This window comes from Acetivibrio saccincola (genome assembly GCF_002844395.1).
In the GTDB taxonomy this organism is placed as follows: domain Bacteria; phylum Bacillota; class Clostridia; order Acetivibrionales; family Acetivibrionaceae; genus Herbivorax; species Herbivorax saccincola.
Genome location: NZ_CP025197.1, coordinates 1,309,998 through 1,335,573 on the forward strand (window position 1 = coordinate 1,309,998; position 25,576 = coordinate 1,335,573).

Consider the following 25,576-nt stretch of genomic DNA (forward strand, 5'->3'; position numbering starts at 1 on the left):
TCAAAAAATCATATAATTAAAAAATTAATTAATAATAATCAATTAATCAATCTTAACAGTATATTTCCATAAACTTCTTCAAAATCTTTTACTGTATTTATAACCGGGGTGCTTTTTTCAATTTGCAGGTCAAATTCCTGACTGTAAGGAATAATCCCTGCTGAAGATATTTGATTTGTAAAGTGTTCACTTAATCCAGAAGTAATGAGCTCACAAACCTTTTCCTGAGTAAAGATTTTTTCGTGAAATCTGGATCTGTTATTGTATTTAGTTATCAACAATTTAGATTTAGCATTTATATATGATATATGTTCTTTTTCAAGAACCACTTCCATATTTCTTAAAGAACTAAGGACTGAATAGAGATTATTTGAAACACAAAGACCAAATCTATCAATATGTATAAGTATTTCCCTGAAGTTTTTTAGTAAATCCAGAGGTATATCTATAATTATCAGATTAAACTTGTTTCTAAGAACAGACAGCATACTGATAACTTTCAGGCTGTTAAAAAACTTATCAATGAGGTTTTTATCATAAAACCTGTATCCTAATGAAGTGAGCCATAAATTGTTTTTGATATTGAATGCGGTAGTCATAAAGTTTTCCGGTTTTGCAAGGGTTCTTATAAGTGAAGCGTTTATTTCTTCATCTTTTTTTGTTTTCTCATGAAATGAATTAAAATACATGTTTGTACTTCTATAGTCAATGTCCATATCAACTATTATTGTGTTAAAATCATTTTTTGCAGCTACACATGCCAAATTTACAACGGAGCTGGTTACTCCTGAGCCTCTGTGTCCTGTAATTGCAATAACCTTGCTTGTATTTTTGTTTATGCTTTCAAAGAGCCTTTTTAACTCATCTATAGATGAAATTTTTTCCTGTCCATTTGATTTTAATTTAAAAGGGTTTAAAATACGTTTTTTCTTTTTGGAAATTTCTTTTTTATCTCTTATTAAAGTCCGGTTTAGAAGATAGTTATTTATATCAACGCCTTTAATAGCTATAAGTGCTTCTAAAAGTTCATTAGCGGACTGGTATCTTTCATGAGGATTTTGGCGGGTACATTTATCAATAACCCTCTCTAATTCTTTTGAAAAACTTTGATCAAAGCATCTTATAGGTTTTATTTGGTAAGGCGGGTCATTTGGACCTATACCCGTCAGAAAATGGTACAAGGTAACTCCTAAACTGTATATATCCGTTCTTTCGTTAGTCTGACCGCTTCCGTACTGTTCAGGTGCTGCATAACCTCTGGTTCCTATATATACAGTGTCAGTTATAGCAGATAGTTTGTATTCCCTGGCTATTCCAAAATCTATCAGCTTTATTTTGCCATCTTTTGTCAGCATAATGTTTGAAGGTTTCATATCCCTGTATATTATAGGGTTAGGCTTGAAAGAGTGAAGGTATATAAGTACATCACATATTTGAATGGCCCAGTCAATTACGGTATCTTCAGGAAACTTTCCGCAGCGATTTAATTCTTCGTTTAAATTGTAGCCGTCAATATAGTCCATAATTATATAAAAGTATTCGTCATTTTCAATAATGTCAAAAATTCTTGGAAGGGCAGGGTGATTTAATTTTTTTAAAATATTGGGTTCAACGTAAATATCAATTTTAGAATTTTGTTCTTTAGATATTTCTTTAATTGCCCACAGAGTACCCAGCCGCACATTTTCGGCTAAATAGACAGTACTCATGCCGCCTTTTCCAAGAATATCTATTATTCTGTATTTTCCGTCGAAAAGTTCATTATTAAACATTTAACCACCGTTAGACATATAATGTTTTAGATATATTAGACATATAATGTTTACAATGCTTATGGCGTTTGAATTTATATAAGCAGCTCAATAAAATTAGCAGGTCAATTAAGATATCGTAATATTTGCAAATGCACTTAAGTGATAATAATTAAAAAAGCCTGGTTTTCCGGAATGTAATTTTACCATTAACAATTGGTATGTGAAATGAATGGATGCGGTAAAAACCTAAAACCTTACTAACATTTTATCAAAATATGTCTCCTAATACAAGACCTATTGTTATAAGCCTTATTGTTATGATAAAAGCCCGGAGCCATTAGGCAACGGGCTTTTATTTTAATTTTATTTATACTTATCTTGAAGTATCTCCTAAACGTTCAGTTGGATAACTGTTTCCAGTATAGCTCTGGAATACTTTCTTAACGATGTTACCACCTATTTTACCAGCTTCTCTTGAAGTTAAGTCACCATTATAACCTTGTTTTAGGTTAACGCCAACTTCTTTAGCTATTTCATATTTCATATTTTCAAACTGTGATTTACTCTTGTTTGCCATTACTATCACCTCCTTAGTCTTATTTTTTCAAAAATTATATCTATTATGAGTAGAAAGTTTTACTAAGGAATTTTTTATGTAAACTTTAATCTGGGGACAAAAATATTATATGGACAAATACGCATTTATATAACAAGTATTAAATGAATAACAATTATTGAATGAAAAAAATTAATAAATGGATAACAATTATAAATAAATAACAGTTATAAATAAAAATTAATGAATGAAATTGCCGTGATAATTATTAGACGTGATATAATTAAAATGAGATTGGAGGGAACGAGAAATAAACAAAAAAAATAACATTTAAAGCTCTAATATATTTCCGTCTTTATAAATGAAAGTTGTGTGAAGCTGGGAGTTTTTTATTTCAATTTCATGATTTTTAATGGAAATAAGACAATTTGGGTGTATTCTTTTAGAAATAACTATTTCACCTTCTCCTTTGATGTTTAAATATTTATATATGTTTTTCTTACTTTCTTCTAAATCATTCAGTTCATCTTTAATGGATATAAACTGTTTAAGCTTGTTGTTGTACCGGGCAGTTTCCTGGGGGGTAAGGGTTTTAACTGTTTCCATTTTCATTAAGTCTTTTTTTATTTTAGTCTGGACGGTTTTTAAATGTTCTATTTTATTATTTACATTTTCTAATTCCAATTCAAGTTTTTTCCTGTCAAACCCTTCTAATTTTAAAACAGTTCTTTTTTCAAGTGCAGACCCTAATATGGGAACGGATATCTTTATTTGGGAATAAACACGCCCGCCTATTATATTCCCTCTGAAAGATTCAATATATACTTCTTTGGCATATACATTGCTGTTAATGCAGTAAAAACCTATGTGTGCGGCACCACCGCACTTTACCGTTACATTATCAAGAAACTTAATAAACACATCTTTCTTAGCTTTTATTTCCACATGGTTTTTAGCTGCAATGCCTCCTCTTATGTAAATATTTCCTTCATGGCTTGTTATCCCCTTAATGTTGCCAAGGCCTAATGCACCGTTTATTTCTATGTCTTTTGTAGCTTCCACATAAAAACCATCTGCAACAGTCCCCATTATAGTGACGCATCCGTCAAATTTTATGTTTCCTGTTTTAAAATCCACATCACCATTAATTAAAAGGTGGTTAGAAACAAAAATGGAACCGTCATCCTTGTAATCGACAGCTCCGTTTACTTTAGAAAAGAGAAGGGTTACGTTATCCTGATAAACTTCATAAACGGTTTTTCTGTCGTATTTTAAAGGAAAGTTTTTGCCGTCTGATGCCGGTATGTCAGTGCCAAAAATGCTTCTTCCGGGGACGCCTTTGGTGGCATCAATTCTTTCCCCCAGCCAGTCACCTGCTTTAACCCTGTTAATCAGCTTTAAATTGTAATGATTTACACTTCCGTCTTCCCTGATTTCCGGCGTAGGGGGCTCTATTTTATACATATTAATTATGCAGTCTTCTCCATGTTGAGGGGGTATTCCTTCAGCAATTAAATAAGGGGTATTGTTATTTAATGCTTGAAAAAGTACTTCCTGTTTAATACCATAAACAATACCTTTTTCGTTTAGGAGGGAGTATATTTTTTTTATTAATTGTTCCCGTTTTGAAAAATCCAGTTCTTCTTCCGGCAAACGGAAAGTTATCCATGCTCTTAGCCCGTCATCACTAATTACCAGTTCCATTTGTTCTTTTAATTCACCTATTAAAAGGGGGGGAGTTGGGGCGGTATTCAGGGCGTTTCCTACGATTCTGAGGTTTTTTATAGTAATAAAGGGGTATGACGATATTATTTTATCGAATTGTTCTAACGATAATCCAGGTCTTATTGCTTCAAGGTATACTCTATCGTCTTTTGAAAATATTTCTATATATTTGTTGCGGTATATGCTACATTGTTTCATGGATTAGTTCCCCCCTCAAAGATTATATCGGTAATTTTGTATGGTCACTTAACAGATAGTTATATAGAAATTTTTTCTACATAGAATACTTATAAAGTTTGTATTATTTTCATATATTTATATGGCTAATTATTTAAATATAGGATGTGGTATTTTGTTAAGAAAATCAGCAGTAATAAAATCGGTTATTAGCACTTTTTTATGTATTTTAATTTTGATGCACCAGTATCTTTATGGGATTATGTATGCAGAAGGTGATGAATTTAATGAAAATGAGCCTTTAAAAGAAGTAATTAACATTGAAACTGATACCTATAGTGGTGCAGAACCTCCTAAAATAAGTGCAGGTGCGGCAGTTGTATTGGATACGGTAAGCGGAAGGATTTTATATGAAAAAAATGCCCACTCAAGAAGAGCCATGGCAAGTACAACAAAAATAATGACAGCCATTGTTGCCATTGAAAACGGGAATCTTGACGACAGGGTTACGGTAAGCAGAAGGGCAGCTTCAATAGGTGGCTCGGTAATAAATTTAAAGACAGGGGAGGAACTGACTCTAAGGGAGCTTTTATACGGCATGCTTGTTAAGTCAGGAAATGATGCGGCTATAGCAGTGGCAGAACATGTGGGTGGAACGGTGGAGAATTTTGTTGAAATGATGAACAAAAAGGCAAAGGAGCTAGGGCTTAAGGATACAGCTTTTAAAAACCCCCATGGATTAGATGCCACCGGTCACTATTCCACTGCATATGAATTGGCAAAACTCACACAATATGCACTAAAAAATCCTGTTTTCTCTGAAATGGCAGGAACTCAGAGTATACACATAACAAACAGGGATCTTTATACAACAAATGAAATGCTTTCTGTATATCCTGGTGCTGATGGGGTTAAAACCGGTTATACAGGAAAGGCAGGAAGATGTCTTGTAACGTCAGCAACAAAAGATGGCTGGAGAATTATATCCGTTGTGTTGAATTGTCCAAGCAGAAGTGCCAGGGCCCAAAGCAGTAAAGACATTTTGGATTACGCTTTTTCTAATTACAAAATTTACAACTTAGCTCAAGCCGGAGAAGAAGAAAGGAGTATAAATGTACATAGAGGCAAAAAAAATAAAGTGCCGGCGGTAATTATGAAGGACATTAAAATTCCTTTAACTTTGGCTGAAAAAGAAAAATTAAAAAAGACAATATATTATAAAAGGACTGTAAACGCTCCTGTATATAAAGATATTGAAGTGGGGGAAATAAGATTTACCATAGACGGCAAGTTAATTGCCAAAACCGGTTTAAAGACAGGTGATGAGGTACCTGCTAAAAAATATAATGACTATTTGGGTGAAGTGTTAAATGCATGGTATTCTTTAATCCGACATGATTGACACCAGCTTGTCTAAATGTTAGAGTTGAAGAGTAAAAAAATAAAAACGGGGTTTAAAAATATGAAGGTACTTTTAATAGCAATTAATTCGAAATATATACATTCATCCCTTGCATGTTGGTATCTTTGGGCAAGCTGCAGGGATTATTTTGAAAGTGTTCAGGTAGCTGAGTTTTCTATAAATGATAATATAGATGATATCCTTGGGAATATTTATTTTAAAAAATGTGATGTAGCAGCTTTTCCCTGCTACATTTGGAATATTGGGCATGTTTTAAAAATTGCCTCAAATTTAAAGAAAATAGCCCCCGGTATAAAAATTGTCCTTGGAGGACCTGAAGTTTCATACGAACCGGAGAGCATTTTAAATGAATATAATTATATTGATTATGTAGTATCAGGCGAGGGGGAAATAAGGTTTAGGCAATTATTGCAGTATTTGAAAGACCAAAGTGTAAAAACAGAAGATATAGACGGCATAACTTACAGAAAAGACGGCAGGATAGTTTCAAGAGAAGGCACGGGTTTAATAGAAGATCTTGATAAAATACCTACGCCATATACAAAAGAAATGCTGGATGAGGTAAAGGATAAGATTATTTACTATGAATCTTCAAGGGGATGTCCTTTTTCATGTTCATATTGTATGTCATCCACCTTCAAAGGTATCAGGTATTTTTCCATTGACAGGGTTAAGATGGAACTAAAAATTCTGATGGATGCAGGGGTGAAACTTGTAAAATTTGTTGACAGGACTTTTAACTGCAACAAAAAGAGGGCTATGGAAATATTTGAATTTGTAATAGAAAACTCTGTAGATACATGTTTTCATTTTGAAGCTGCCGGTGATTTATTTGACGATGATATGATAAATCTCTTGTCAAAAGCCCCGGAAGGTATAATACAATTTGAAATTGGTATACAGTCTGTAAATCAACGGACACTTAAGGAAGTAAACAGAAAAACAGACATTAAGAAGGTATTTTACTATACAAAAAAATTATTGGATTTAAAAAATATTCACATACACTTAGACCTTATTGCAGGGCTGCCCTATGAAGATTATGAATCATTTAAAAATTCATTTAATGAAGTATACAGCCTAAGACCCCACAATCTGCAGCTGGGTTTTTTAAAAATGCTGAAGGGGTCTGGAATACGTAAAAATGACAAAAAACACAATTATTTGTACAGGGACTACCCTCCTTATGAGGTTTTGGGAAATAATGTTTTGACATTTGAAGAGCTTTTAAAATTAAAAAAGATAGAAAAGATGGTTGAAAGGTATTATAATTCCGGAAGATTTTGCAAAAGCCTTGACTATATTATTGAAAACTTTTTTAATTCAGCTTTTGAATTTTATGAAAAATTATCATTCTTTCATGAAAAAGAAGGTTTGTTCAGGCGTTCCGTTTCTAGCAGGGAACTTTATACAGTACTTTTAAAATTTATAGATGGTTTAAATATTGGAATAAACAGGGATTTAATATGTGATCTTCTAAAATATGACTTTATTGTATCCCACAGAACCGGTAATTTTCCGGAAGGTATAGAAAAAAAACAAGTGTCAAAGCATAAAGAAAGAATTTTTGAATTTTTAGATAATGATGAGAATATAAAAAAATATCTCCCGGAATATCTAAATGTGCCTGCTAAAAAAATAATAAGGGATGTACATTTTGAGCCTTTTAATTTTGATGTTTCAGGAAATTTTGAGTTAAAAGAAAGCCCGGTAATAATTTTAGTTAATTATAATAAAAGAAACAGGGTAACAGAACTTTTTGAAGCAAAAAAAGTTATTTTATAGCTTTTTCATAAAGTTACAGTAAATACACAGTAAATATACAGCAAGCTTTCAGTAAATTTATAACAATGCTGCAGATAATTACACTAAAACAGGTATAAAATACCCAAAACCAGGTATAAAATGCTTATAAAATACTTAGAAGTATATATGAAAGCATATATAAAAGAGTATATATAATGCTTAAGAAAATACTTAAGTTGAAATGGAAATTGACACTTTAGTCCCTTTTGGTTTATTTGGTGTGATTTCCATTTTATCAGCTAATCTTTTAAGTATCATAAGTCCCCAGCCCCTGTCCCTTGCACTGTCTAAGTCAGTGCACTGCTTTTCTAAGTCTAATGTTGAAGGGTTTAGACCAGAGCCTTCATCTGTCATTTCCAAAATAATTGAATGTTCTGTTTTTTCCATTAGAAAAGAAACTTTTCCAGGTGTTTTTCCATATCCATGTTCTAAAGAATTAATTAAAAGTTCATGAGTAGCGCTTTTTAATTTGAAAATAACTTCCTGGTCAGATGTTAAGTTATTTATAGTTTCCTCACACAGAAAAAGAAACTTTTCTATGCTTTCATTATCAAAAGGTATATATGCTTCCAATTCATACTTCAATATTTGCATAGGCGAGTCCTCCAAAGTAAAAACAAAAGTAAAAACATAGGTTTTTCACTTATTTAATTATATCATAAAATATAAAATAAACAAAAGGTTAAAAGGATTCACAGTTAATGTTTAAAAGTTTAAGATTGCTTGAATTTTATGTATTTGTTTGGTATATTAATTGCATACTAAACTTAGAAAGTAAAGGTGAAGAAGTATGCTTGGAGAAAAAGACATACGACTTTTAAAAGAGATGTCTAAAGCTATAAGCTATTATTTGAAGGCTGCAAGCTATTTATCTGATGAAACATTTAATGAATTGTCAAAATATAAAGGTCTTTATTGGATTGAATTGGAAGATCAAAGAGAACTGATAGAAAAACTAATAAGCGAAAATAGTCCGGGGAATAAAACAAAGGCAGAGGACAAAGAAAATATAGGAGATAATGAAAAAGAAGATAAAGAAAATGTAGAAGACAAGGAAAGTACAGAAGATAAGGCAAATACAGAAGATAAGGCAAATACAGAAGGCGTAATAAGTGCAGAAAACAAGACAGATGTAAAAATCAAGGTAAGTGAAAAAGGCAAGATAAATGCAGAAGACAAGATAAATACAGGAAGTTTGGGAAATGGAGAGGAGAAAGAAGGCGTAGAAGATAATGAAAATGGTCCTGTGATGCTGTTTGATTCTGTGGTAAAATATCTTAAAAGTCAGGATTTTATTGACCACCAGTGGGTAAGGGTGTATTCTGCAAAAACTCCTTTACAGGATAAAAAGAATTTTGAGATAAAATACTATGAATACAAAGACCCATATGCAGCCCATAAAAGTTATATTTCATTTGGAGATGCTGCAATAACCCATTCCATAAGAAAAGAAAAAGGCGAAGTGGTGGGAGATGTAGAAGAGTGTTTTAATTATATTTTAAATCTCAGGCATATTTTAGAGCTGGATTAATCTTGACAGATAGATAAGCCTTAACATATAGAATAATCTTAACAGATAATAATTTGTGCAGGAAAAATTGAATTTACAAAAATATCATTGACTGACTTTGATAATATATAGTATTATTTATAGTATTGCAATTAATGATATATAGAATGGATGATGAAATATGCCGATTAAAATACCGGATGATTTGCCGGCTTTCGACATTTTAGTTAAAGAGAATATTTTTGTTATGGGGGAGCACAGGGCATTTCACCAGGACATCAGACCGCTTAAAATAGGCATTTTAAATCTTATGCCTACAAAAATTATAACAGAAACCCAACTATTGAGGCTTTTGGGTAATACTCCTTTGCAGGTTGATATAGTGCTTTTGCAGCCTAAAACTCATAAATCCAAAAACACGCCTGAGGAGCACCTTATCCAGTTCTACAAAACTTTTGATATGGTTGAAGACCAAAAGTTTGACGGAATGATTATAACCGGTGCGCCTGTTGAGCATTTGTCCTTTGAAGAGGTAGACTACTGGGAAGAGCTGAAGGCTATTATGGAGTGGACAAAAGACAATGTAATGTCAACTCTTCACATATGCTGGGGAGCTCAGGCTGCTTTGTATTATCACTATGGTATTGAAAAATATCTCCTGAATGAAAAAATGTTTGGGATTTTTAGTCATAGAATAACAAAAAACAATGTAAGGCTCACAAGAGGATTTGATGAAAATTTTAATGTACCCCATTCAAGGCATGCTGAAACTAGGAGAGAAGATGTGGAAAAAATTGATGAGTTGGAGATATTGGCTGAATCTGAAGAAGCAGGTGTTTATTTGGTTGCTTCAAAGGATGGACGCAGGGTATTTGTTACAGGTCATCCTGAGTACGATGCTTTGACTTTAAAGACTGAATACGACAGGGATATACAAAGGGGACTTGATATTAAAGTTCCAAAAAATTATTTTCCTGATGATGATCCCAACAATATGCCAATAGTAACCTGGAGAGGGCATGCTAACCTTCTTTTCTCAAATTGGTTAAACTACTATGTTTATCAGGAAACACCGTATGATTTAAGTAAAATCGGGAATAAATAAAAACACAAAAAAAGTGGGGATTTTAACCCCACTTTATTATTTTTTATAAATTCCTGTTAATCATAAAATCAGCCCAGCTAAGTAAAAGTTCTTTATATTTTGAGTCTTCCACGGCATCAATTTTCGGAAGGGCTTTTTGTATGTATTTTTGAGCAAGCATTTTTGTGTGCTCTATTCCATTTAACTCATGGAAAAGACTTTTTACCTTTTCAACATCATCTTCTCCGGCATCTTTATTTCCTAATACATTGAGTATGAGATTTTTCTGTTCTTCATTTGCATTTTTAAGGGATTCTAAAACTATAGTTGTCTTTTTTCCCTCTCTTATGTCAGACCCAATAGGTTTTCCAAGAAGTTTTTCATCCCCGGTAATGCCCAGTATATCATCCTGAAGCTGGAATGCAATTCCGCAGTTGGTTGCAAAATCCTTTAATGCTGTAACCTGTGGGTCATTAATATCAGATGTCCCTTTACCAATCATTCCCCCTGCCAGTGCAGAGAAACCGTATAATACCCCGGTTTTACCCCAAAGCATATCTATTACATCATCCTGGGAAAACTTCTCAGTATCTTTGCTATCTGTCATTCCCATTTGCACATCAACTGTTTCCCCATAAATGAGATTGCCGATAGCATAGGATTCCATATATTTAATTATTTCCAGCGTAATATACGGGTCTACCCCCATTTTTGTAGTTGTTTCTATAAGAAAAGTTACCGACCAGGCGTGCTGTATATCCCCGGCTAAAATTGCAATATTCCTTCCGTAATCTTCAGCCAGGCTGCCTTCTAAGTTTAAATCCCTTTTACCCGCACTTTCCATTAGTCGATGGACTGTAGGTTTTCCCCTTCTTAAACTGTCATTGTCAATTATATCGTCATGAACCAATGTCCAGGTATGAAAAAGCTCAACTGCTGCAGCTGCAGGTATTGCAATCCGTTCTTCCCCGCCTAAACAGCCGCATGACATTATAAGGACACCAGGTCTCAGGCGTTTTGCACTTCTGTATATATAGCTTGTTACTGCGTCATGTATGTGCTTTGGTCTGAAGTATTTTTGAACTTCGCTGCTTTTCATGTACTCTACCAGCTGTTGTTCTTTCTCCTTTAAAAATTCCATTAATTTAGCACTCAATAAAAAAACCTCCTAATATTTAATTGTTTTAAAACACAGCTATTAATACACCAGCTAAAAAACACTTATAAAAAATTCAATTGAAAACATGGTTTTTTATATCTTATCTTAAATAGTTTATAATATTAATCTATATCAGGCAAGAGTGGGTATTTTTTTATGATTGACCACATAAAAAGAATATGGTATATTATAATAATAAAATAGTTATGAATCATAACTATTTAAAAATCATACCTATTAAGGTAGATTTTTTTTAAATCCTCAGAGTATATTTTATAGCAGGATATATTGTATATAGGGAGGAGAAGAATGAGCAGAAGACTTTTAATAGAAAACTACATAACACTTTTGCCTATGCTTTATAGAACTTTTTTTAGGGATTTTCCAAACTGTGGGGTAACAAGATTGCAAATGAAGCTTTTATACTACTTAAAAGTTGAAGGCGGAAAGCCGATGAACTATTATGCGAAAAAAATTATGGTTTCAAAACCTAACATGTCTGTTTTAGCTGAAAAAATGATAAATGAGGGCTTTGTTAAAAAGGAGAGTCTTGAAAGGGATAGGAGGGTATCTACACTTAAACTTACCGAAAAGGGGGAAGATTTTCTTAGTGAAGAAATGAATAAATTTACAAATCATCTCTTAGATAAACTTTCTATTTTTACAGATGAAGAAGTAGAACGTTTAAATGAAATGATAGAAGAAATAAAAGGTATGTTTTCAAGAGTTGTAGATAACAATTAATTAAAAACAGTATTTATTTAGTTAAAAGTAGTATTTAATATTAAAAGCAGTATTTAATTAAGGGCAATATTTAACTAAGAGCGGTATTTAATTAAGGGCGGTATTTATTTAAAAACAGTAAATTAAAAAAAACAGCAGTTAATAAGAAAGCAGTTGATAAAATGTCTCAACACAAGGAGGAATTTTTATGAAACGTAGAATTTTAGCGGTGCTTGCCACTTTTGCTTTATTGATAACGGCAGGGTGCAGCACTTCAGCATCAAATGAGGATGCAATAGAGGAAGAAAGAGCTATAACAGTTAGTGTGGATTATATTAAAAAAACAGACATAGAGAAGACCCAGACGGTGACGGGGCAGGCAAAGCCTATAAAGGAAGTGAACGTTATCCCTAAACTTCCGGGGAAAGTTTCAGAAGTTTATGTGAGTTTAGGAGATGAAGTTAAAGAGGGTCAGACGCTTTTTACAATTGATGATAAGGAAATAAAATTACAGCTTGCACAGGCAGAAGCAGCTGTAAATGTTGCAAAGGCAAATGTCAAAAGGGCAGAGGGCGGGGCGTTAGAACTTCAAATGACCCAGCTTGAGTCGGCTTTTAAAAGTGCAGAAATTAATTTAAATGATGCACAAAAAATGTACGATGATGTAAAAATATTATATGAAAACGGAATGGCTTCAAAACAAGACCTTGACAGGGCTAAATCAGGATATGAACTTGCAAAGGAACAGTTTGAAACTGCAAAATCCGCTTTAGAGTTGACGGAGTCACGAATTAATAAAGAAAATATAGAGACAGCACAAGCCCAGTTAAAACAGGCGAAAGCTTCATATAATCTTGCTAAGACACAGCTTGAAAATACAGTTGTAACTTCACCTGCAGACGGATATATTTCATCATTAAATGTAAATGAAGGGGAAATCACATCAGGTGCTGTTCCTGCAGCTACAATAGTGGATATATCCACCGTTGTTGTAGAAGTTAACATTGTGGAAAATATAGTAAACAAAATAAAAGTTGGGGATGAGTATCCTGTTTATATAGAATCTGTGAAGAAAGAGCCTTTTTTGGGTAAGGTTATAAGCATAAGTCCAAATGTGGACCCTATGACCCAGTCATACCGTACAAGAATTGAAGTACCAAATGAAGACGGGGCAATTAAAGGCGGTATGTCAGCTAAAGTGGAAATAGCTGTTGAGGCAAAAGAAAACATACTGGCAGTTCCCGTTGAATGTGTTGTAAGTGAAGGCGGAAAGAGTTATATTTACGTTGTAGAAGAAGACAGGGCTGTCAAAAAAGAAGTTACAACCGGCATATCCAATGAAGAATTTATAGAGATAAGCGGGGACATAAAAGAGGGCAGCCAGGTTGTTGTAAAAGGTCAGAATTTCTTAAGTGACAATTCTAAAGTAATTGTGGCAGAATAATTCTGACAGGGTAATTCTGACAGAATAATTCTGACCGGTGTAGTTCTGACAGAGTAATTCTGGAGTAATTGTGACAGCAAAAGATTAGGAAACGGAGTGATTTTTTGTGAATATATCAGAACTATCTGTAAGAAGACCTGTAACCATTATAATGGTTATGCTTATGATAGTTGTATTCGGAGTGGTGTCATTTTTAAAGTCACCTATGGACCTTTTGCCAAGTATGATTATTCCCATGGCTGTTATTATGACTGAATATGAGGGCGTGGGTTCTCAAGAAGTGGAAAATTTTGTAACAAGACCGATAGAAAGTGCCGTATCAACGGTTAGTAATATGAAAAGCGTAAGCTCCCAGTCATCAGAGGGTTCTTCCATTGTAATTGTTGAGTTTAATGATGGTACAGATATGGATTTTGCAGCTTTGGATTTGAGAGAAAGAATAGATATGATTAAAGAATTTTTACCTGACGGGGCATCAAACCCCATGGTTATTAAAATAAATCCGGATATGCTGCCCATAGCACAAATAGGGGTTTCCTCTGCAGGTAAAAGTGAGGCGGAGCTTAAAAGTTATGTAGAAAACAACATAAAAAACCGCATAGAGAGAATTGAGGGAGTGGCATCTGTTAGCCTTAGCGGGGGACTTACACAAGAGATAATTGTCAATATGGACAAAACAAAAATGGAAAATTATAAATTGTCAATTAACCAGGTAGCATCCACCCTCCAAATGGAAAATATAAATTTGCCTTCAGGTGTGGTGGAACATGGTGACAGAAAACTCAACGTCAGAAGCAAAGGGGAATTTAATTCCATTAAAGAAATAGAAAATATACCAATAGTCCTGCCCCAGGGAAGCATTATATACATAAGGGATATTGCAACGGTGGAAGAGGGATATAAGGAGAAGTCATCCATAAACAGGATGGACGGGGAAGACTGTATTGGTCTTACAATACAAAAAGAAGCGACGGCAAACACCCTAGAAGTTACAAAACGCATAAAAAGGGAAATTAATAATATCATTGAAGAATATGAGGATATAAATATAGAAATTGCTTTTGACCAGGGCATATTTGTTGAGCAGTCTATAAACGGTGTTATACAAAACGGAATAATAGGTGCTCTCCTTGCTATGCTTATATTGTTTTTATTCCTGAAAAACTTAAGACCCACCCTGGTAATTGCAATATCTATTCCAATATCTGTAATATCAACTTTTATTCTTCTTTACCTATCAAATACAACATTAAATATGATTTCAATGAGCGGTCTTGCCCTTGGTGTGGGAATGATGGTGGATAACGCCATTGTTGTACTGGAAAGTATTTATAGGCACAGAAGGGAAGGAAAAAGCAGGATTGAAGCAGCATTAACAGGGACAAAGGAAGTTGGGGGTGCAATAATCGCATCAACCCTTACAACGGTGGTTGTGTTTGTTCCCATAGTATTTACAGAAGGGCTAGCATCAGAAATTTTTAAAGAAATGGCTCTTACTGTGACTTTTTCACTCCTTGCTTCTTTGGCTGTTGCCTTAACTATAGTGCCAATGCTGAGTTCAAAAATGCTGCATATATCAAACGGCAAAGGAAAAAGTTCTTTTTACTCTAAGATAGTTGACAAATGGGATAAGGTAATCAACGGGTTGGACAACATTTACAGGGTAGCACTAAAGGGCGTACTTAATTCAAGGCTCATTACCATTATTGTCACAATTGTTATTTCAGGAGCTTCCATTGCAACTCTTTATTTTGTAGGAACAGAGTTTATTCCTGATACAGACCAGGGTTTGTTTACTGTGAGCATAGATATGGGTGAAGGGGTTGTGCTTGAAGAAACAGATGAAGTGGTAAAAAAAGTTGAAGAAATAATTGAAAAAATCCCTGAAGTGGAAATTGTATTTGCCACAGTAGGGGGAAGCTCCAGTAATGTTATGTCCTTAGGGACAGAATCAAGCAGTGCTTCCGTTGACGTTACATTAAAACCTCTTTCAGAGCGCTCAAAAAGCACAAGTGAGATAGTGGAAATGGTAAGAAAAGAAGTGGCTAAAATCCCGGGAGCAGATATTACAGTAAGGAATGCAGGTATGGATATGCTGTCTATGATGGGAAGTGCTATTTCTGTACAGATATATGGGGATGATTTGGGTGAACTTGCAAAAATAGCATCTGAAGTGGAGGAAATTGTAGAAAGTGTTGAGGGAACCAGACAGGTGGAGACCAGCGTTTCAAAAGGAAGGCTTGAAGCTGGGGTATATGTTAACAGGGATAAGGCTTCTATGTACGGACTTTCAACTATACAGGTTGCATCTGCAATAAGCACCGCCCTCCAAGGTCAGGTGGCTACACGATACAGGATTGGCGGAAATGAAATTGATGTAAGGGTGAAATTTCCTGATGAAGTTACCAAAACCTATCAAAGCCTGAATAACATTAGTGTGTTAAGTCCTTTAGGCGTTAATGTCCCTTTAGGGGAGGTTGTGGAAATAAAATTAGAAGAAGGTCCCATTAACATAACCAGAAGAAATCAGACCAGGTATGTAACCGTTAATGCGGATCTTTACGGAAGAGATTTGGGAAGTGTAAATGCTGAAATACAGGAAAAATTAAATGAGCTAAAACTCCCTGACGGATACTATACCCAATTAGGCGGGGAGAACGAGCAGATGGTGGAATCCTTTGAGAGTCTTGGAAAGGCATTATTGCTGTCAATTTTACTGATATATATGGTGATGGCAGCACAGTTTGAATCTCTTTCCCAGCCATTTATAATAATGTTTTCAGTACCCCTTGCTTTTTCAGGTGCGGTACTTGGGCTGTTTATTACCGGAAGGACTTTAAACGTAGCGTCATTTATAGGTGTTATAATGCTTGCAGGTATAGTGGTAAACAATGCAATACTCCTTGTTGACTATATAAACAATCTGAGAGAAAGCGGCATGGAAAGGGATGAAGCAATACTAAAAGCAGGTCCGACAAGGTTAAGACCTATACTTATGACCACCTTGACAACAATTTTAGGATTGGTACCCCTTGCTCTAGGAATAGGTGAAGGGGCAGAAATACAGGCGCCTCTTGCCACCGTGGTGATGTTTGGTCTTGCGCTGTCAACACTGCTCACTCTTTTGATTATACCGGTTATATATACGCTATTTGATGATTTGGCAAGAAAGGTGAAAGGTAAGAAGCTGGAAGTTGAAAGTGGGATGTGAGAAGCGGGAAGCGAGAGGAGAAGTGGGAAGAGTGGGGCTAGAGGTGGGAAGTGAGAGGTGGGGCTCCAACCTCTAGCCTCCAACCTCTCACCTCTAATTTCTAACCTCCAATTTCTAACCTCCAACTTCTAATTTCTAACCTCCAATTTCTAACCTCCAACTTCTAATTTCTAACCTCCAATTTCTAACCTCCAACTTCTAATTTCTAATTTCCAATTTCTAATCTTACCTTCTAAACTATTTTGCGGCATTCCAAATAAAATCTTTTTTCTTCAGCTTCTCCCATGGAAAAAGACTTCCTTGGCAGCACGCCTTCTAATATTACCGTTTTAAATAAATCATGTTTGCTCATTGCAGGAAGATAAAAGCCTATATTGCCTTCTTTAGAGCCAAGTTTTGTAACAACATCTTCACCATGTATATAATCAATCCTGACTTTTTCATTTTGTTCAATAAAGCTGTCTAAAAAGCTCTGAAGAGTTCCTGTTTCTATGTTGTGGCTTGGATTTTTTACCTCAATTACACCATACCCTTCAGATGTGACAAACCCAAAGGTGTGGACTGAGGTGTTTTGGGAAGATTCTTTAATTTTTTTATTGACCATATCCAATGAGTCAAGCTTTTCAAAAGTAACTTCTGAATTATTGTAAAAATTCTTCATACTTTCAAAAATGTCCTTGGTGTCAATGTTGAATACCACCCTGTGAATAGGCTCAAAAGTTATTCCTTCATCATGGACATTGGAAAGTTCAACCAAGGCAAACCTGGCAGGATGATTTTTAATTTCATCTTCTGACAAATTCTTTTTTATAATTTCCCAATGGCCTTTTGCAGATGCCAAAGAGTGGTTTCCATCCCCAACGGCAAAAAGAAGAACGCCTTTGTCATCTCCAACCTGGTATTTGGATTTAAAAGCAGAAGGGTCTGAAAGTTTCTCCAAAGCACTGATTATATTTGAAAGAACTTCCTTATCATCAATCTTGTATCCTTTTATATGCCCCCCGGATGCCATAAGCTCAAAATCATATACTTTTTCAAAATCCCCAACCTTTTCTGCAAGTGGTTCTATTACAGTTTTTTCAGGGTCGTCAATGAGAACCATTACATGAGGAAGTTCTAATGTAGCATTTTTTCTGATTTTTATTCTCGGAGGAAGACGGTCTATAACCGTACCTTCAGTGGCTCTTACAAGAGTCTGGGATCCTTTATTGTAATCGTATTTTTCAAGATCTATTGCTAAAATAAGACCTTTTCTTGATTCTGCATGGGTAGTTTTTCTATCAACAAAAATCATACAAGGCCCATGGGAAGTTAAAATATTTTTTTCAATATATTCTTTCATTGTGTCATTGATTTTTTTTATTCTGTCTTCACCATTTTCCTCTTCAAGATAGACTTCAGGAAATATTAAGTGGTAAGTTGAGGGTTTATCTTTGGTTTTTTTCTCAACCTCCTGCCAATACTCCGGTTCAGAAGTATACTGGTCACATGCAACTACCGCCCATGCTTCCATATCCGTGCCCTGTTTTGGCAACAATATCTCCGGTACAAGAACACCAATTTTTTCACTATAAATTCTAGAATTTAACATTTTTACACCTGCCTCACAAATATCTATTTTTAAACTATATAAAAATTATATAACGAATAAATTCTATACGAATATGTAAATTAAGTCAAACTGCAAGATGCGTATTATTTTAAATATTATTGAAATAATAAAATTATGATAATTATTTTGAAAAAAATTATATTATATGAGAGGTGACAAGTGCTAAGATACAGTGAGGTTATAGGTTTGCCGGTTATATGTGCTGCCACCGGCAAAAAAGCAGGTGTTATAAAAGATATTGTTTTTTGTCCTGAAAACAAAAAAATTGCAGCTTTTGAAATTGAAAAGAACAGCTGTGAAATCAAAAAAAAGGTAGTGCTAAAGGAAGATGTATTAAGCCTGGGCAAAGATGCAATGATAATTGAAAATGAAAATAAAATAATTGCTTTTAAAAAAGTGAAAGACAAGCTGGGGGTAAAAAAGAAAGGCACAATAATCGGCTTCAAAATATATACTAAATATGGAGAGGATATTGGAGTTGTTAAAGATATTTTATTTGATTTTGAAAAAAATACATTGGACGGTGTAGAAGTTTCTGACGGACTGATACAGGACATTGTAAAGGGCAGAAATTTGCTGCCTCTTTTGGGAAAAGTGGAGTTTGGGAAGGAAAACATTTTGGTTGAAAGAGCAGCAGTTGAAGAAATGATAGAAACTGGCAAAGGCATAAAAGGAATAATTAATAAAACATAGGCAATATTACAAAAGAGAGGTGATTATATGAGAAGCGGATTTACAAGAGGTTTAATTATGGGAAGCATCATTGGAGCATCTGTAGGTATGGTAATGAATTCAAACATGATGAATGGAAAGTCAAAAAGGAAGCTTAAAAAAACCAGTGCTGAGCTTATAAGAAAATCCGGCTCCATAATTGGAGACGTGATTGATTTATTTCGATAAATACTCTCAAATCCTTGTAAAGACTGGAGAAATCCAGTCTTTAACTATTCTTAAAAACTTTAGGGCAAGGGGAGTTTGACAGATGTCTTCTATACGGAAAATATTAATATATACTTTATTTGCAGTGGTTTTTTTGTTTTTTTTATATATTGCCTTCAGATACAGGGTTAAATTATTGAGAATAATAGCACCTTTACTTCTTGCTGCAGTAATTGCCTATTTGATTTATCCTGTAGTTTTATGGCTAGAAGAAAAAAGAATATCCAGGACCTGGTCTGTTTTAATTATATATTTTGTAAGCCTGGGGATTATTACAGCATCAATTATATTTATAGTCCCCCATTTAATAAACAACACAAAAGAGCTGATGAATGTACTTCCGGATGTAGCCATGGATTTTAGGGAGAATTTTAACACTTTTATCAGGAATATAAAAACAAGCAAATGGCCTCCGGATATAAAGGAATCAATATTTAAAGAGATAAATAAAGGTACTTATTTTGTAGAAAAAGTAGCCATGGATACATTAAAAAATTATCTTTGGGGAATTGCAAAAACAGCAACCGTGGCATTAGATCTCATAATTGCAATGGTAATAGCCTATTATTTAATTAAGGATGCCAAAAGCTTCAGGGACGGGGGTTTGTCCTTAATACCAAGAAAGTGGAGAAACGGGGTAATTGGCTGCTGCAGGGAAATAAACGCAATACTTTCAAATTTTATTCAAGGACAGGTACTGGCGGCTTTTATAGTGGGTATTATGATAACCATAGGGTTTTTTATTATTAAATTAAAATACCCCCTGATATTAGGCATGATAGCAGGGATTTTCAATATAATACCCTATTTCGGGCCTGTAATAGGGGCTATACCTGCAATAGCAGTTGCCCTCATTGATTCGCCCATAAAGGCATTATGGACGGCTTTAGTTGTCATACTAATACAGCAGATAGAAAATATTTTTATTTCCCCCAGGATAATTGATGACAGGGTAGGGCTTCATCCGGTGACAACAATATTGGTGGTGCTTATAGGAGGAGAGTTTTTTGGGTTTGTTGGAATGCTGGTTTCCGTGCCAGTTGCAGCTGTATTGAAGGTAATAGCAAAAAGATGGATTGAAGCGGTTGGTTAGCGTAAAGTTATTGTAGGGAATGAGACATAAAATACCATATATAATTGAAAAGAAGATGACATCCTGTTAAGATATTAATTAAGCAAAAATAATAAATAGAAAGGATGACATCTTCTATGTATAATAGTATACAACATTTTAATGAATTTGGGGTAAAAAGAATTGAAAAAAAGATAAAAAATTTTATTGAAGAAGGAAAAGACTTAGCTGATCTTGTTCTTGGTCTAAAAGAAGATTTATTTAAACTTGGACGCGATATACTTAAAGAAGTGCTTGAAGATATGGATGAATATTTCCGTAACTGTGAAATAAGGAAACAGTATTGGGAAATTATAAGAAAAGATAAAACAGCTATTTTAACGACATTTGGAACACTAAGTTATAACAGGACATATTTTAAGCATAAGGAAAATGGTAATAGACAACACCTAGTCGACAGGATTGTAGGTGTAGAACCACATGACAGAGTAAGTGCCGATGTTGTAATTAATGCAATAGATGAAGCAGCTGACAGCAGCTACAGAAAGGCAGGAGAAAAGGCGACATATATTGATGAAATCAGCAAACAAGCAGTGATGAATAAAATACATAATATTGAAATAGTTGAGCCTGAAATAAAGTAGATAAAAAGAGAAGTAAAAATATTGTATGTTGAGGCCGATGAGGACCATGTAGCATTACAACAAAAAAGTATATTGAGACAGAATGAGAAGGGCAAGAGAAATACAATTATGCCAAAACTTGTATATGTGCATGAGGGAATTGACTTTGAAAAAAGTAATAAGAAGAGAAAAGTATTAAAGAATGTTCGATATTTTGGGGGAGTGTATAAGAATTCAGAAGATTTGTGGCTTGAAGTATCGGAATACATATATAAACAATATGACGTTGATTTTTTAGAGACGGTGTATATATCAGGAGATGGGGCGTCATGGATAAGGCAAGGAGTTAACTGTCTTTCAAAAAGTAAATTTGTACTTGATAGATACCATCTTCAAAAATACGTAAGAGTTGCGACCACACATTTAAATGATGAAGCAATAAGCCAAGATTTACAGGAGGCTTTGAATTTATCTGATAAAAAAATGCTAACAAAGGTTTTTAAAAAGATAATTGAAAAGACAGGCGATAATGAAAATAAAATAAAGGCTATAAAAAATGCAAAGCGATATATTTTAAATAATTGGGATGGTATAGAAATAAGGTCAAACAGAGGAATAGTGGGTTGTAGTGCTGAAGGTCATGTGAGTCATGTATTTTCATCCCGTTTAAGTTCAAGACCTAAAGGCTGGTCGAGAAAAGGTGTAGAAAAGATGTCAAAGCTAATAATATACAAGAAGAATGGCGGTAAGGTATATGACATAGTTATGGCACAAAAACAAAAAAAGTTAGCATCTAGTAGGCAAGAAATTCAGGAAAAATTAATTAAGGAATTAAAGAAGTCATCAAACAGGTATGAGAGTGTATGGAATAGTAATTTAACTGTTATTCATAAGGGGTGTAAAACTGGTTTATATAAAGAATTAAGGTATATTAGGTATATGCGGATAGGATGAGGTAATAATAAAGCAAAATTACGGAAAGTTTACAAGTAAGCCTATCCAATAGGAATTATACATATCTGGAAAAAAGACAAAGAAAAAGAAAAAACATAAAAAAAGAAAAAGAAAAGAAAAAAGCAAAACTTTAGTACCATGACCCGCGGAGCCCTACTACTTGTCAAGGCCGGGCTTTGCCCGCTTGTTTTAGCCTTGACAAAATGGAAAATGGTACAATAGAAATACTTTTTTCTTTTAAAAGTAGCGTTAAAATGTGAAGGAACATAGATAACAAAACGTACTAATTTGTCACAAGTATTGAGTAAAATGAATTCTTTATAGAAAGAAAGAGTTATATGGTATAATAGACAATAAGTTAGAGGAATTATAAAAGAAAATAAGGCTCAAAATGATGTAAAACACTTTCGTTACTAAGAGACCGTTATTTGAAATAGTTGCACAAATAAAAAATGGGATGCCATCTACTTTTCTTTTTCCTACAATAAATTGACGCTATCGGCATCTAGAGATTAAATAGAATAGAGTTAAAAATTGTATTATAATGGAATTAAGTAAAATTAAATATAACATGAGTAAAGATGAAAAATAAAAATTTCTATAAAAATAATGATTTTGTTGAGGTGATATTATTTGGATTTAATAAATTACTATAAGTCTATAGGTGAAGAGATTTGTTCGTCAAAAAATAGAATAAGATTTTTGATGAATGACCCTCATTATCTAACAGATGGTGAATTAAAAGAGTCGGTATTACGTCATGTTATAAGAAGATATATGCCTGAACATATTAAAATTGCTAGAGGTTTTATTCATAATGGTGAAGTATGTTCTAGTCAGGTAGATATTTTAGTGTATGATAGTAGATATCCTGTTTTATTTAAGGATGGCGACTTAGTATTTGTTACACCTGATTCAGTTAGAGCAGTAATAGAAGTGAAATCTAAGCAGAATATAACTGATTTGAGAGTAACATTATTAAAATTAAATCAAATTGCTGAATTGGTAACAGATATAAACTGTTTTATTGGGTTATTTTCATATGACTATGAAAGAGAATATTGTAGAGATTTGATAGAACGAGTTAGTGAAATTACTAATGTAGGCGGCAAGTCTTATATTAATCATTTAGTGCTAGGCAAAAATTATTTTATGAAATATTGGACAAACGACCCAGTTACGAATGAAGAATGCTCAAAATGGCATTTCTATAAACTTAAAGATTTATCCTACGCCTATTTTATTAATAATTTACTAGATTACATTTCTAATGGCACTGTGAGTATTAATCATAGAGCATGGTTTCCTTTAGATTCAAAAGAGCGTTTTAAATTGGATGAGATAAGCCTTGAAGATGAGCATAGATTATAGATTAATTTATAAAATTATTAACTTTTAATCAGTAGGGAGGTAAGTGGGTTGGATAATAGAAATAGATTAAATAATAAATTGATATACGTTCAATTATTATTTTCTCTGACACCTAAAGGATATGGGGGAATTGCCAATAGTGAAGTCAAAGAGATGATACAAGGATTACATAATTGGATTATAAATTCGACAGATGAAGAATTATCAAAAAAAGAGAATGAAGTAAACCAGTTTTTAGACAGTATTATAGAAAAGTATAAAGATAAATTTGAAAATATTAAGGATATAGATGTTATTGCAACCGAATTTAATAATTTTTTTAGGGGTAATAATAATGTTTATTCAAAGGGTGTAGAATACGGCTGGTTAATTGAGATATTTAATTACTTAAAATTGCCTTATCCTAATTATTTACCATACCAAACAAAAATTGGACTAGGAATTCACGCAGGGAATATTAGTGTAGAAGAGGAGTTTTTATTAAGAGATGCTTTCTATCTTTTGGTAAAAGCAGAAGATACCTTTAATAAAATGCATGAATATAGTAATTTTGTAAAACAAAATGAAAAAAATAAAGAAAATCAGTATATTTTTAGAGCACTATCAAATACTAATCAAACTGTGGCAACTTATAGTAGGTTATCGATAATAAGTTTTTATTCATTTTTTGAAGCATTTATTAATAGTATTGGTTATGATTACTATTGCAGAAATATAGATAGGTTAACAAATATTCAAAAAAATAATTTATTAGGAAGAGAAAGCAACAAGCCTAACGATTTTCTTTCCATTGAGGAGAAAATTGAAAGGCTACAGCAAATAATAAGAGAGGATAAAACAGTTGTACTAAAAATAAATAAAAAGAAAAGAACATCAAATGATTATAGATTATTTTTTGATGAAATAAAAAAATTAAGGAATTCTTCCGTCCATTTTTCGCCTAGTAAAGAGAGCATTTGGAGAAAACCAGACGAGTGGATAGAAAAAGCCCATAAAACATCAATATTAACATTGCAAATTAGCAGAGAAATCTGGAAAGCCATTTTCCCAACGAAGAATTTACCGGAGTATTTAAATGAATTGAGATTTGAACTGAATTATAATTTGGCTAAACAGAGGCTGCAAGATGTGGTCAAGATTGAGAATAAGGAAATAATATCAGATTAATAAACATTATATTAGAAACTCCGTTATATTATTTAAGATAATGGAGTTTTTATATGTTCTATATATTAAGAAAAACGAAAATAATGTTATTAGGTGTTATTGTAAGAAAAATTGAGAATAACACAGAATAACACAGATATATTAAAATATTGGATGATTTTCGTTGTAATTGTGTAATTTTAATGGTATTCTCTTATTAAATAGTTTAATAAGAGAAAGGAATTTTTATTAAAGGTATATGGATGAATATATGAAAAATATAAAAATATATACAGATGGTTCTTTTAAGAAAAGCAAAGCAGGAATTAGTTTTTTAATAATTAATCCTGGTAAAAATAAAATACTTGGATATACAAATCTAAAGTGTAAAAAAAATATACAAGCAGAATTACAGGCTATAATACATGCACTGCAATATTTATTGAATATTGATATGAGTCTTGAAAATAAAAAAATAGAGGTTGTAACAGATGAAATTTCCATAGTAGAATGTAGATTTTCATTTTAATTTAGGTAAATCTACCCTTATTTTATCACATTAAAATAGGTGAAAAAAATTTTTAACCCTACCGCAATTTGAAAAAATATTTTCACTTTACAGTAGGATTATTTTTTATAATATATTGCGGAGGGTGATGTAAAAATGCAATATATCTTCAATGTTCATGAAGGAATTCATGAATATATTAAACTTGGGAGAAATTATCCTTTTCCACCGCCACCAACTAAAAGATGTCACAATCCAAAATGCAATAAATTAGTTAGTTTCCGCAAACATGGCTTCTATGAAAGATATTATTACTCAAAAGAATATAAAGGGAAAATAGTAATCAGACGCTATATATGTCCTCTATGTGGATGCACCATATCATATATTCCTAACTTTTGTTTACCCGGATTTATTAATGCAATAAATCATATTTTTGAATACATATATAATTTATTTTATCGTAAAGGTAGTATTAATTCAGTTATAAAACAACTAAATCTAAAAAACAACGTACAGTTTTCAAGGCAAATTCTATACTATTACAGAAAAAAATTCATTAAAAATCTCAATACAATACAAAATGGATTAAGACAAATAATACACAAAGTGAAATTACCGGATGAAACTCTTGGAAACACAGAAAAAGCAAGAAACGTTTTAGCAATAGTAGTAAGAGAATTCCCCAACATTCAACTATTCTCTCAAAAATACTATCAAGCTACCGCTAAAACATTTCTTGCAGCATGATTATAACATTAAAATAGGATTTTAAAAAG

The 25,576-nt window shown here is 33.1% G+C and carries 20 protein-coding genes and 1 pseudogene; 15 read left to right on the forward strand and 6 right to left on the reverse strand.

What is annotated here, in order from left to right:
• Window positions 1–38: 38 nt before the first annotated feature.
• The 3 genes from HVS_RS05855 to HVS_RS05865 form a co-directional block, all read right to left on the reverse strand.
• Window positions 39–1,772, reverse strand: a complete 1,734-nt coding sequence (locus tag HVS_RS05855) for a serine/threonine-protein kinase (RefSeq protein ID WP_101300124.1) — start codon at window positions 1,770–1,772, stop codon at window positions 39–41.
• Between the two features lie 355 nt (window positions 1,773–2,127).
• Window positions 2,128–2,331: an alpha/beta-type small acid-soluble spore protein gene (locus tag HVS_RS05860; protein ID WP_101300127.1), complete on the reverse strand. Its 204-nt coding sequence runs from the start codon at window positions 2,329–2,331 to the stop codon at window positions 2,128–2,130.
• A gap of 309 nt (window positions 2,332–2,640) precedes the next feature.
• Window positions 2,641–4,233 carry a DUF342 domain-containing protein gene (locus HVS_RS05865; RefSeq protein WP_101300130.1) on the reverse strand — a complete coding sequence of 531 codons (1,593 nt, stop codon included), beginning with the start codon at window positions 4,231–4,233 and terminating at the stop codon, window positions 2,641–2,643.
• A 154-nt stretch (window positions 4,234–4,387) separates the two neighbouring features.
• Here HVS_RS05865 and HVS_RS05870 point away from each other — a divergent pair, with 154 nt between their 5' ends.
• Window positions 4,388–5,614, forward strand: coding sequence for a D-alanyl-D-alanine carboxypeptidase family protein (locus HVS_RS05870; RefSeq protein ID WP_235827640.1), 1,227 nt, complete (start codon window positions 4,388–4,390; stop codon window positions 5,612–5,614).
• Between the two features lie 60 nt (window positions 5,615–5,674).
• Window positions 5,675–7,420, forward strand: coding sequence for a B12-binding domain-containing radical SAM protein (locus HVS_RS05875; RefSeq protein ID WP_101300132.1), 1,746 nt, complete (start codon window positions 5,675–5,677; stop codon window positions 7,418–7,420).
• A 192-nt stretch (window positions 7,421–7,612) separates the two neighbouring features.
• Here the strand turns inward: HVS_RS05875 and HVS_RS05880 are convergent, their stop codons facing one another.
• Window positions 7,613–8,035: an ATP-binding protein gene (locus HVS_RS05880; RefSeq protein WP_101300134.1), complete on the reverse strand. Its 423-nt coding sequence runs from the start codon at window positions 8,033–8,035 to the stop codon at window positions 7,613–7,615.
• 196 nt (window positions 8,036–8,231) lie between these two features.
• Between HVS_RS05880 and HVS_RS05885 the strand changes: the two genes are divergently transcribed.
• Window positions 8,232–8,972, forward strand: coding sequence for a hypothetical protein (locus HVS_RS05885; RefSeq protein ID WP_101300137.1), 741 nt, complete (start codon window positions 8,232–8,234; stop codon window positions 8,970–8,972).
• A 160-nt stretch (window positions 8,973–9,132) separates the two neighbouring features.
• The gene (metA, locus tag HVS_RS05890) at window positions 9,133–10,056 is read left to right on the forward strand and encodes a homoserine O-acetyltransferase MetA (RefSeq protein WP_101300139.1); all 924 of its coding nucleotides are present in this window, start codon (window positions 9,133–9,135) and stop codon (window positions 10,054–10,056) included.
• Between the two features lie 43 nt (window positions 10,057–10,099).
• Here the strand turns inward: metA and HVS_RS05895 are convergent, their stop codons facing one another.
• Window positions 10,100–11,191: a polyprenyl synthetase family protein gene (locus tag HVS_RS05895; RefSeq protein ID WP_101300142.1), complete on the reverse strand. Its 1,092-nt coding sequence runs from the start codon at window positions 11,189–11,191 to the stop codon at window positions 10,100–10,102.
• 312 nt (window positions 11,192–11,503) lie between these two features.
• Between HVS_RS05895 and HVS_RS05900 the strand changes: the two genes are divergently transcribed.
• From HVS_RS05900 to HVS_RS05910, 3 genes are all read left to right on the forward strand, one after another.
• A complete protein-coding gene (locus HVS_RS05900; protein ID WP_101300144.1) occupies window positions 11,504–11,938 on the forward strand; it encodes a MarR family winged helix-turn-helix transcriptional regulator in 435 nt (144 codons plus the stop codon).
• 187 nt (window positions 11,939–12,125) lie between these two features.
• Window positions 12,126–13,361, forward strand: coding sequence for an efflux RND transporter periplasmic adaptor subunit (locus HVS_RS05905; protein WP_101300146.1), 1,236 nt, complete (start codon window positions 12,126–12,128; stop codon window positions 13,359–13,361).
• A gap of 106 nt (window positions 13,362–13,467) precedes the next feature.
• Complete coding sequence (locus tag HVS_RS05910) at window positions 13,468–16,572, forward strand: efflux RND transporter permease subunit (RefSeq protein ID WP_101300148.1); 3,105 nt, start codon at window positions 13,468–13,470, stop codon at window positions 16,570–16,572.
• Between the two features lie 232 nt (window positions 16,573–16,804).
• Here the strand turns inward: HVS_RS05910 and HVS_RS05915 are convergent, their stop codons facing one another.
• A complete protein-coding gene (locus HVS_RS05915) occupies window positions 16,805–18,163 on the reverse strand; it encodes a DUF1015 domain-containing protein (protein ID WP_101300150.1) in 1,359 nt (452 codons plus the stop codon).
• A 180-nt stretch (window positions 18,164–18,343) separates the two neighbouring features.
• On the opposite strand from HVS_RS05915, the gene HVS_RS05920 reads away from it, so the two are divergent.
• From HVS_RS05920 to HVS_RS05955, 8 genes and pseudogenes are all read left to right on the forward strand, one after another.
• On the forward strand, window positions 18,344–18,877 hold the full coding sequence (locus tag HVS_RS05920; RefSeq protein WP_101300152.1) for a PRC-barrel domain-containing protein: 534 nt from the start codon (window positions 18,344–18,346) through the stop codon (window positions 18,875–18,877).
• 27 nt (window positions 18,878–18,904) lie between these two features.
• Complete coding sequence (locus HVS_RS05925) at window positions 18,905–19,084, forward strand: hypothetical protein (RefSeq protein WP_101300156.1); 180 nt, start codon at window positions 18,905–18,907, stop codon at window positions 19,082–19,084.
• An 82-nt stretch (window positions 19,085–19,166) separates the two neighbouring features.
• The gene (locus tag HVS_RS05930; protein ID WP_101300158.1) at window positions 19,167–20,216 is read left to right on the forward strand and encodes an AI-2E family transporter; all 1,050 of its coding nucleotides are present in this window, start codon (window positions 19,167–19,169) and stop codon (window positions 20,214–20,216) included.
• 116 nt (window positions 20,217–20,332) lie between these two features.
• A pseudogene (locus tag HVS_RS05935) lies at window positions 20,333–21,772 on the forward strand (ISLre2 family transposase).
• Window positions 21,773–22,405: 633 nt separating this feature from the next.
• Window positions 22,406–23,143, forward strand: a complete 738-nt coding sequence (locus tag HVS_RS05940) for a DUF6602 domain-containing protein (RefSeq protein ID WP_101300160.1) — start codon at window positions 22,406–22,408, stop codon at window positions 23,141–23,143.
• Window positions 23,144–23,191: 48 nt separating this feature from the next.
• Window positions 23,192–24,310: a hypothetical protein gene (locus HVS_RS05945; protein WP_101300162.1), complete on the forward strand. Its 1,119-nt coding sequence runs from the start codon at window positions 23,192–23,194 to the stop codon at window positions 24,308–24,310.
• A gap of 238 nt (window positions 24,311–24,548) precedes the next feature.
• The gene (locus tag HVS_RS05950; RefSeq protein ID WP_101300166.1) at window positions 24,549–24,818 is read left to right on the forward strand and encodes a ribonuclease HI; all 270 of its coding nucleotides are present in this window, start codon (window positions 24,549–24,551) and stop codon (window positions 24,816–24,818) included.
• A gap of 135 nt (window positions 24,819–24,953) precedes the next feature.
• Entirely contained in the window at window positions 24,954–25,547 is a 594-nt protein-coding gene (locus HVS_RS05955; protein WP_101298571.1) for a hypothetical protein, read from the forward strand.
• Window positions 25,548–25,576: the final 29 nt, after the last annotated feature.

Coding starts and splice junctions, on each gene's coding strand:
- HVS_RS05855 (WP_101300124.1), bottom strand. CDS start 1,772: ATGTTTAATAATGAACTTTTCGACGGAAAATACAGAATAATAGATATT.
- HVS_RS05860 (WP_101300127.1), bottom strand. CDS start 2,331: ATGGCAAACAAGAGTAAATCACAGTTTGAAAATATGAAATATGAAATA.
- HVS_RS05865 (WP_101300130.1), bottom strand. CDS start 4,233: ATGAAACAATGTAGCATATACCGCAACAAATATATAGAAATATTTTCA.
- HVS_RS05875 (WP_101300132.1), top strand. CDS start 5,675: ATGAAGGTACTTTTAATAGCAATTAATTCGAAATATATACATTCATCC.
- HVS_RS05880 (WP_101300134.1), bottom strand. CDS start 8,035: ATGCAAATATTGAAGTATGAATTGGAAGCATATATACCTTTTGATAAT.
- HVS_RS05885 (WP_101300137.1), top strand. CDS start 8,232: ATGCTTGGAGAAAAAGACATACGACTTTTAAAAGAGATGTCTAAAGCT.
- metA (WP_101300139.1), top strand. CDS start 9,133: ATGCCGATTAAAATACCGGATGATTTGCCGGCTTTCGACATTTTAGTT.
- HVS_RS05900 (WP_101300144.1), top strand. CDS start 11,504: ATGAGCAGAAGACTTTTAATAGAAAACTACATAACACTTTTGCCTATG.
- HVS_RS05905 (WP_101300146.1), top strand. CDS start 12,126: ATGAAACGTAGAATTTTAGCGGTGCTTGCCACTTTTGCTTTATTGATA.
- HVS_RS05915 (WP_101300150.1), bottom strand. CDS start 18,163: ATGTTAAATTCTAGAATTTATAGTGAAAAAATTGGTGTTCTTGTACCG.
- HVS_RS05925 (WP_101300156.1), top strand. CDS start 18,905: ATGAGAAGCGGATTTACAAGAGGTTTAATTATGGGAAGCATCATTGGA.
- HVS_RS05930 (WP_101300158.1), top strand. CDS start 19,167: ATGTCTTCTATACGGAAAATATTAATATATACTTTATTTGCAGTGGTT.
- HVS_RS05950 (WP_101300166.1), top strand. CDS start 24,549: ATGGATGAATATATGAAAAATATAAAAATATATACAGATGGTTCTTTT.
- HVS_RS05955 (WP_101298571.1), top strand. CDS start 24,954: ATGCAATATATCTTCAATGTTCATGAAGGAATTCATGAATATATTAAA.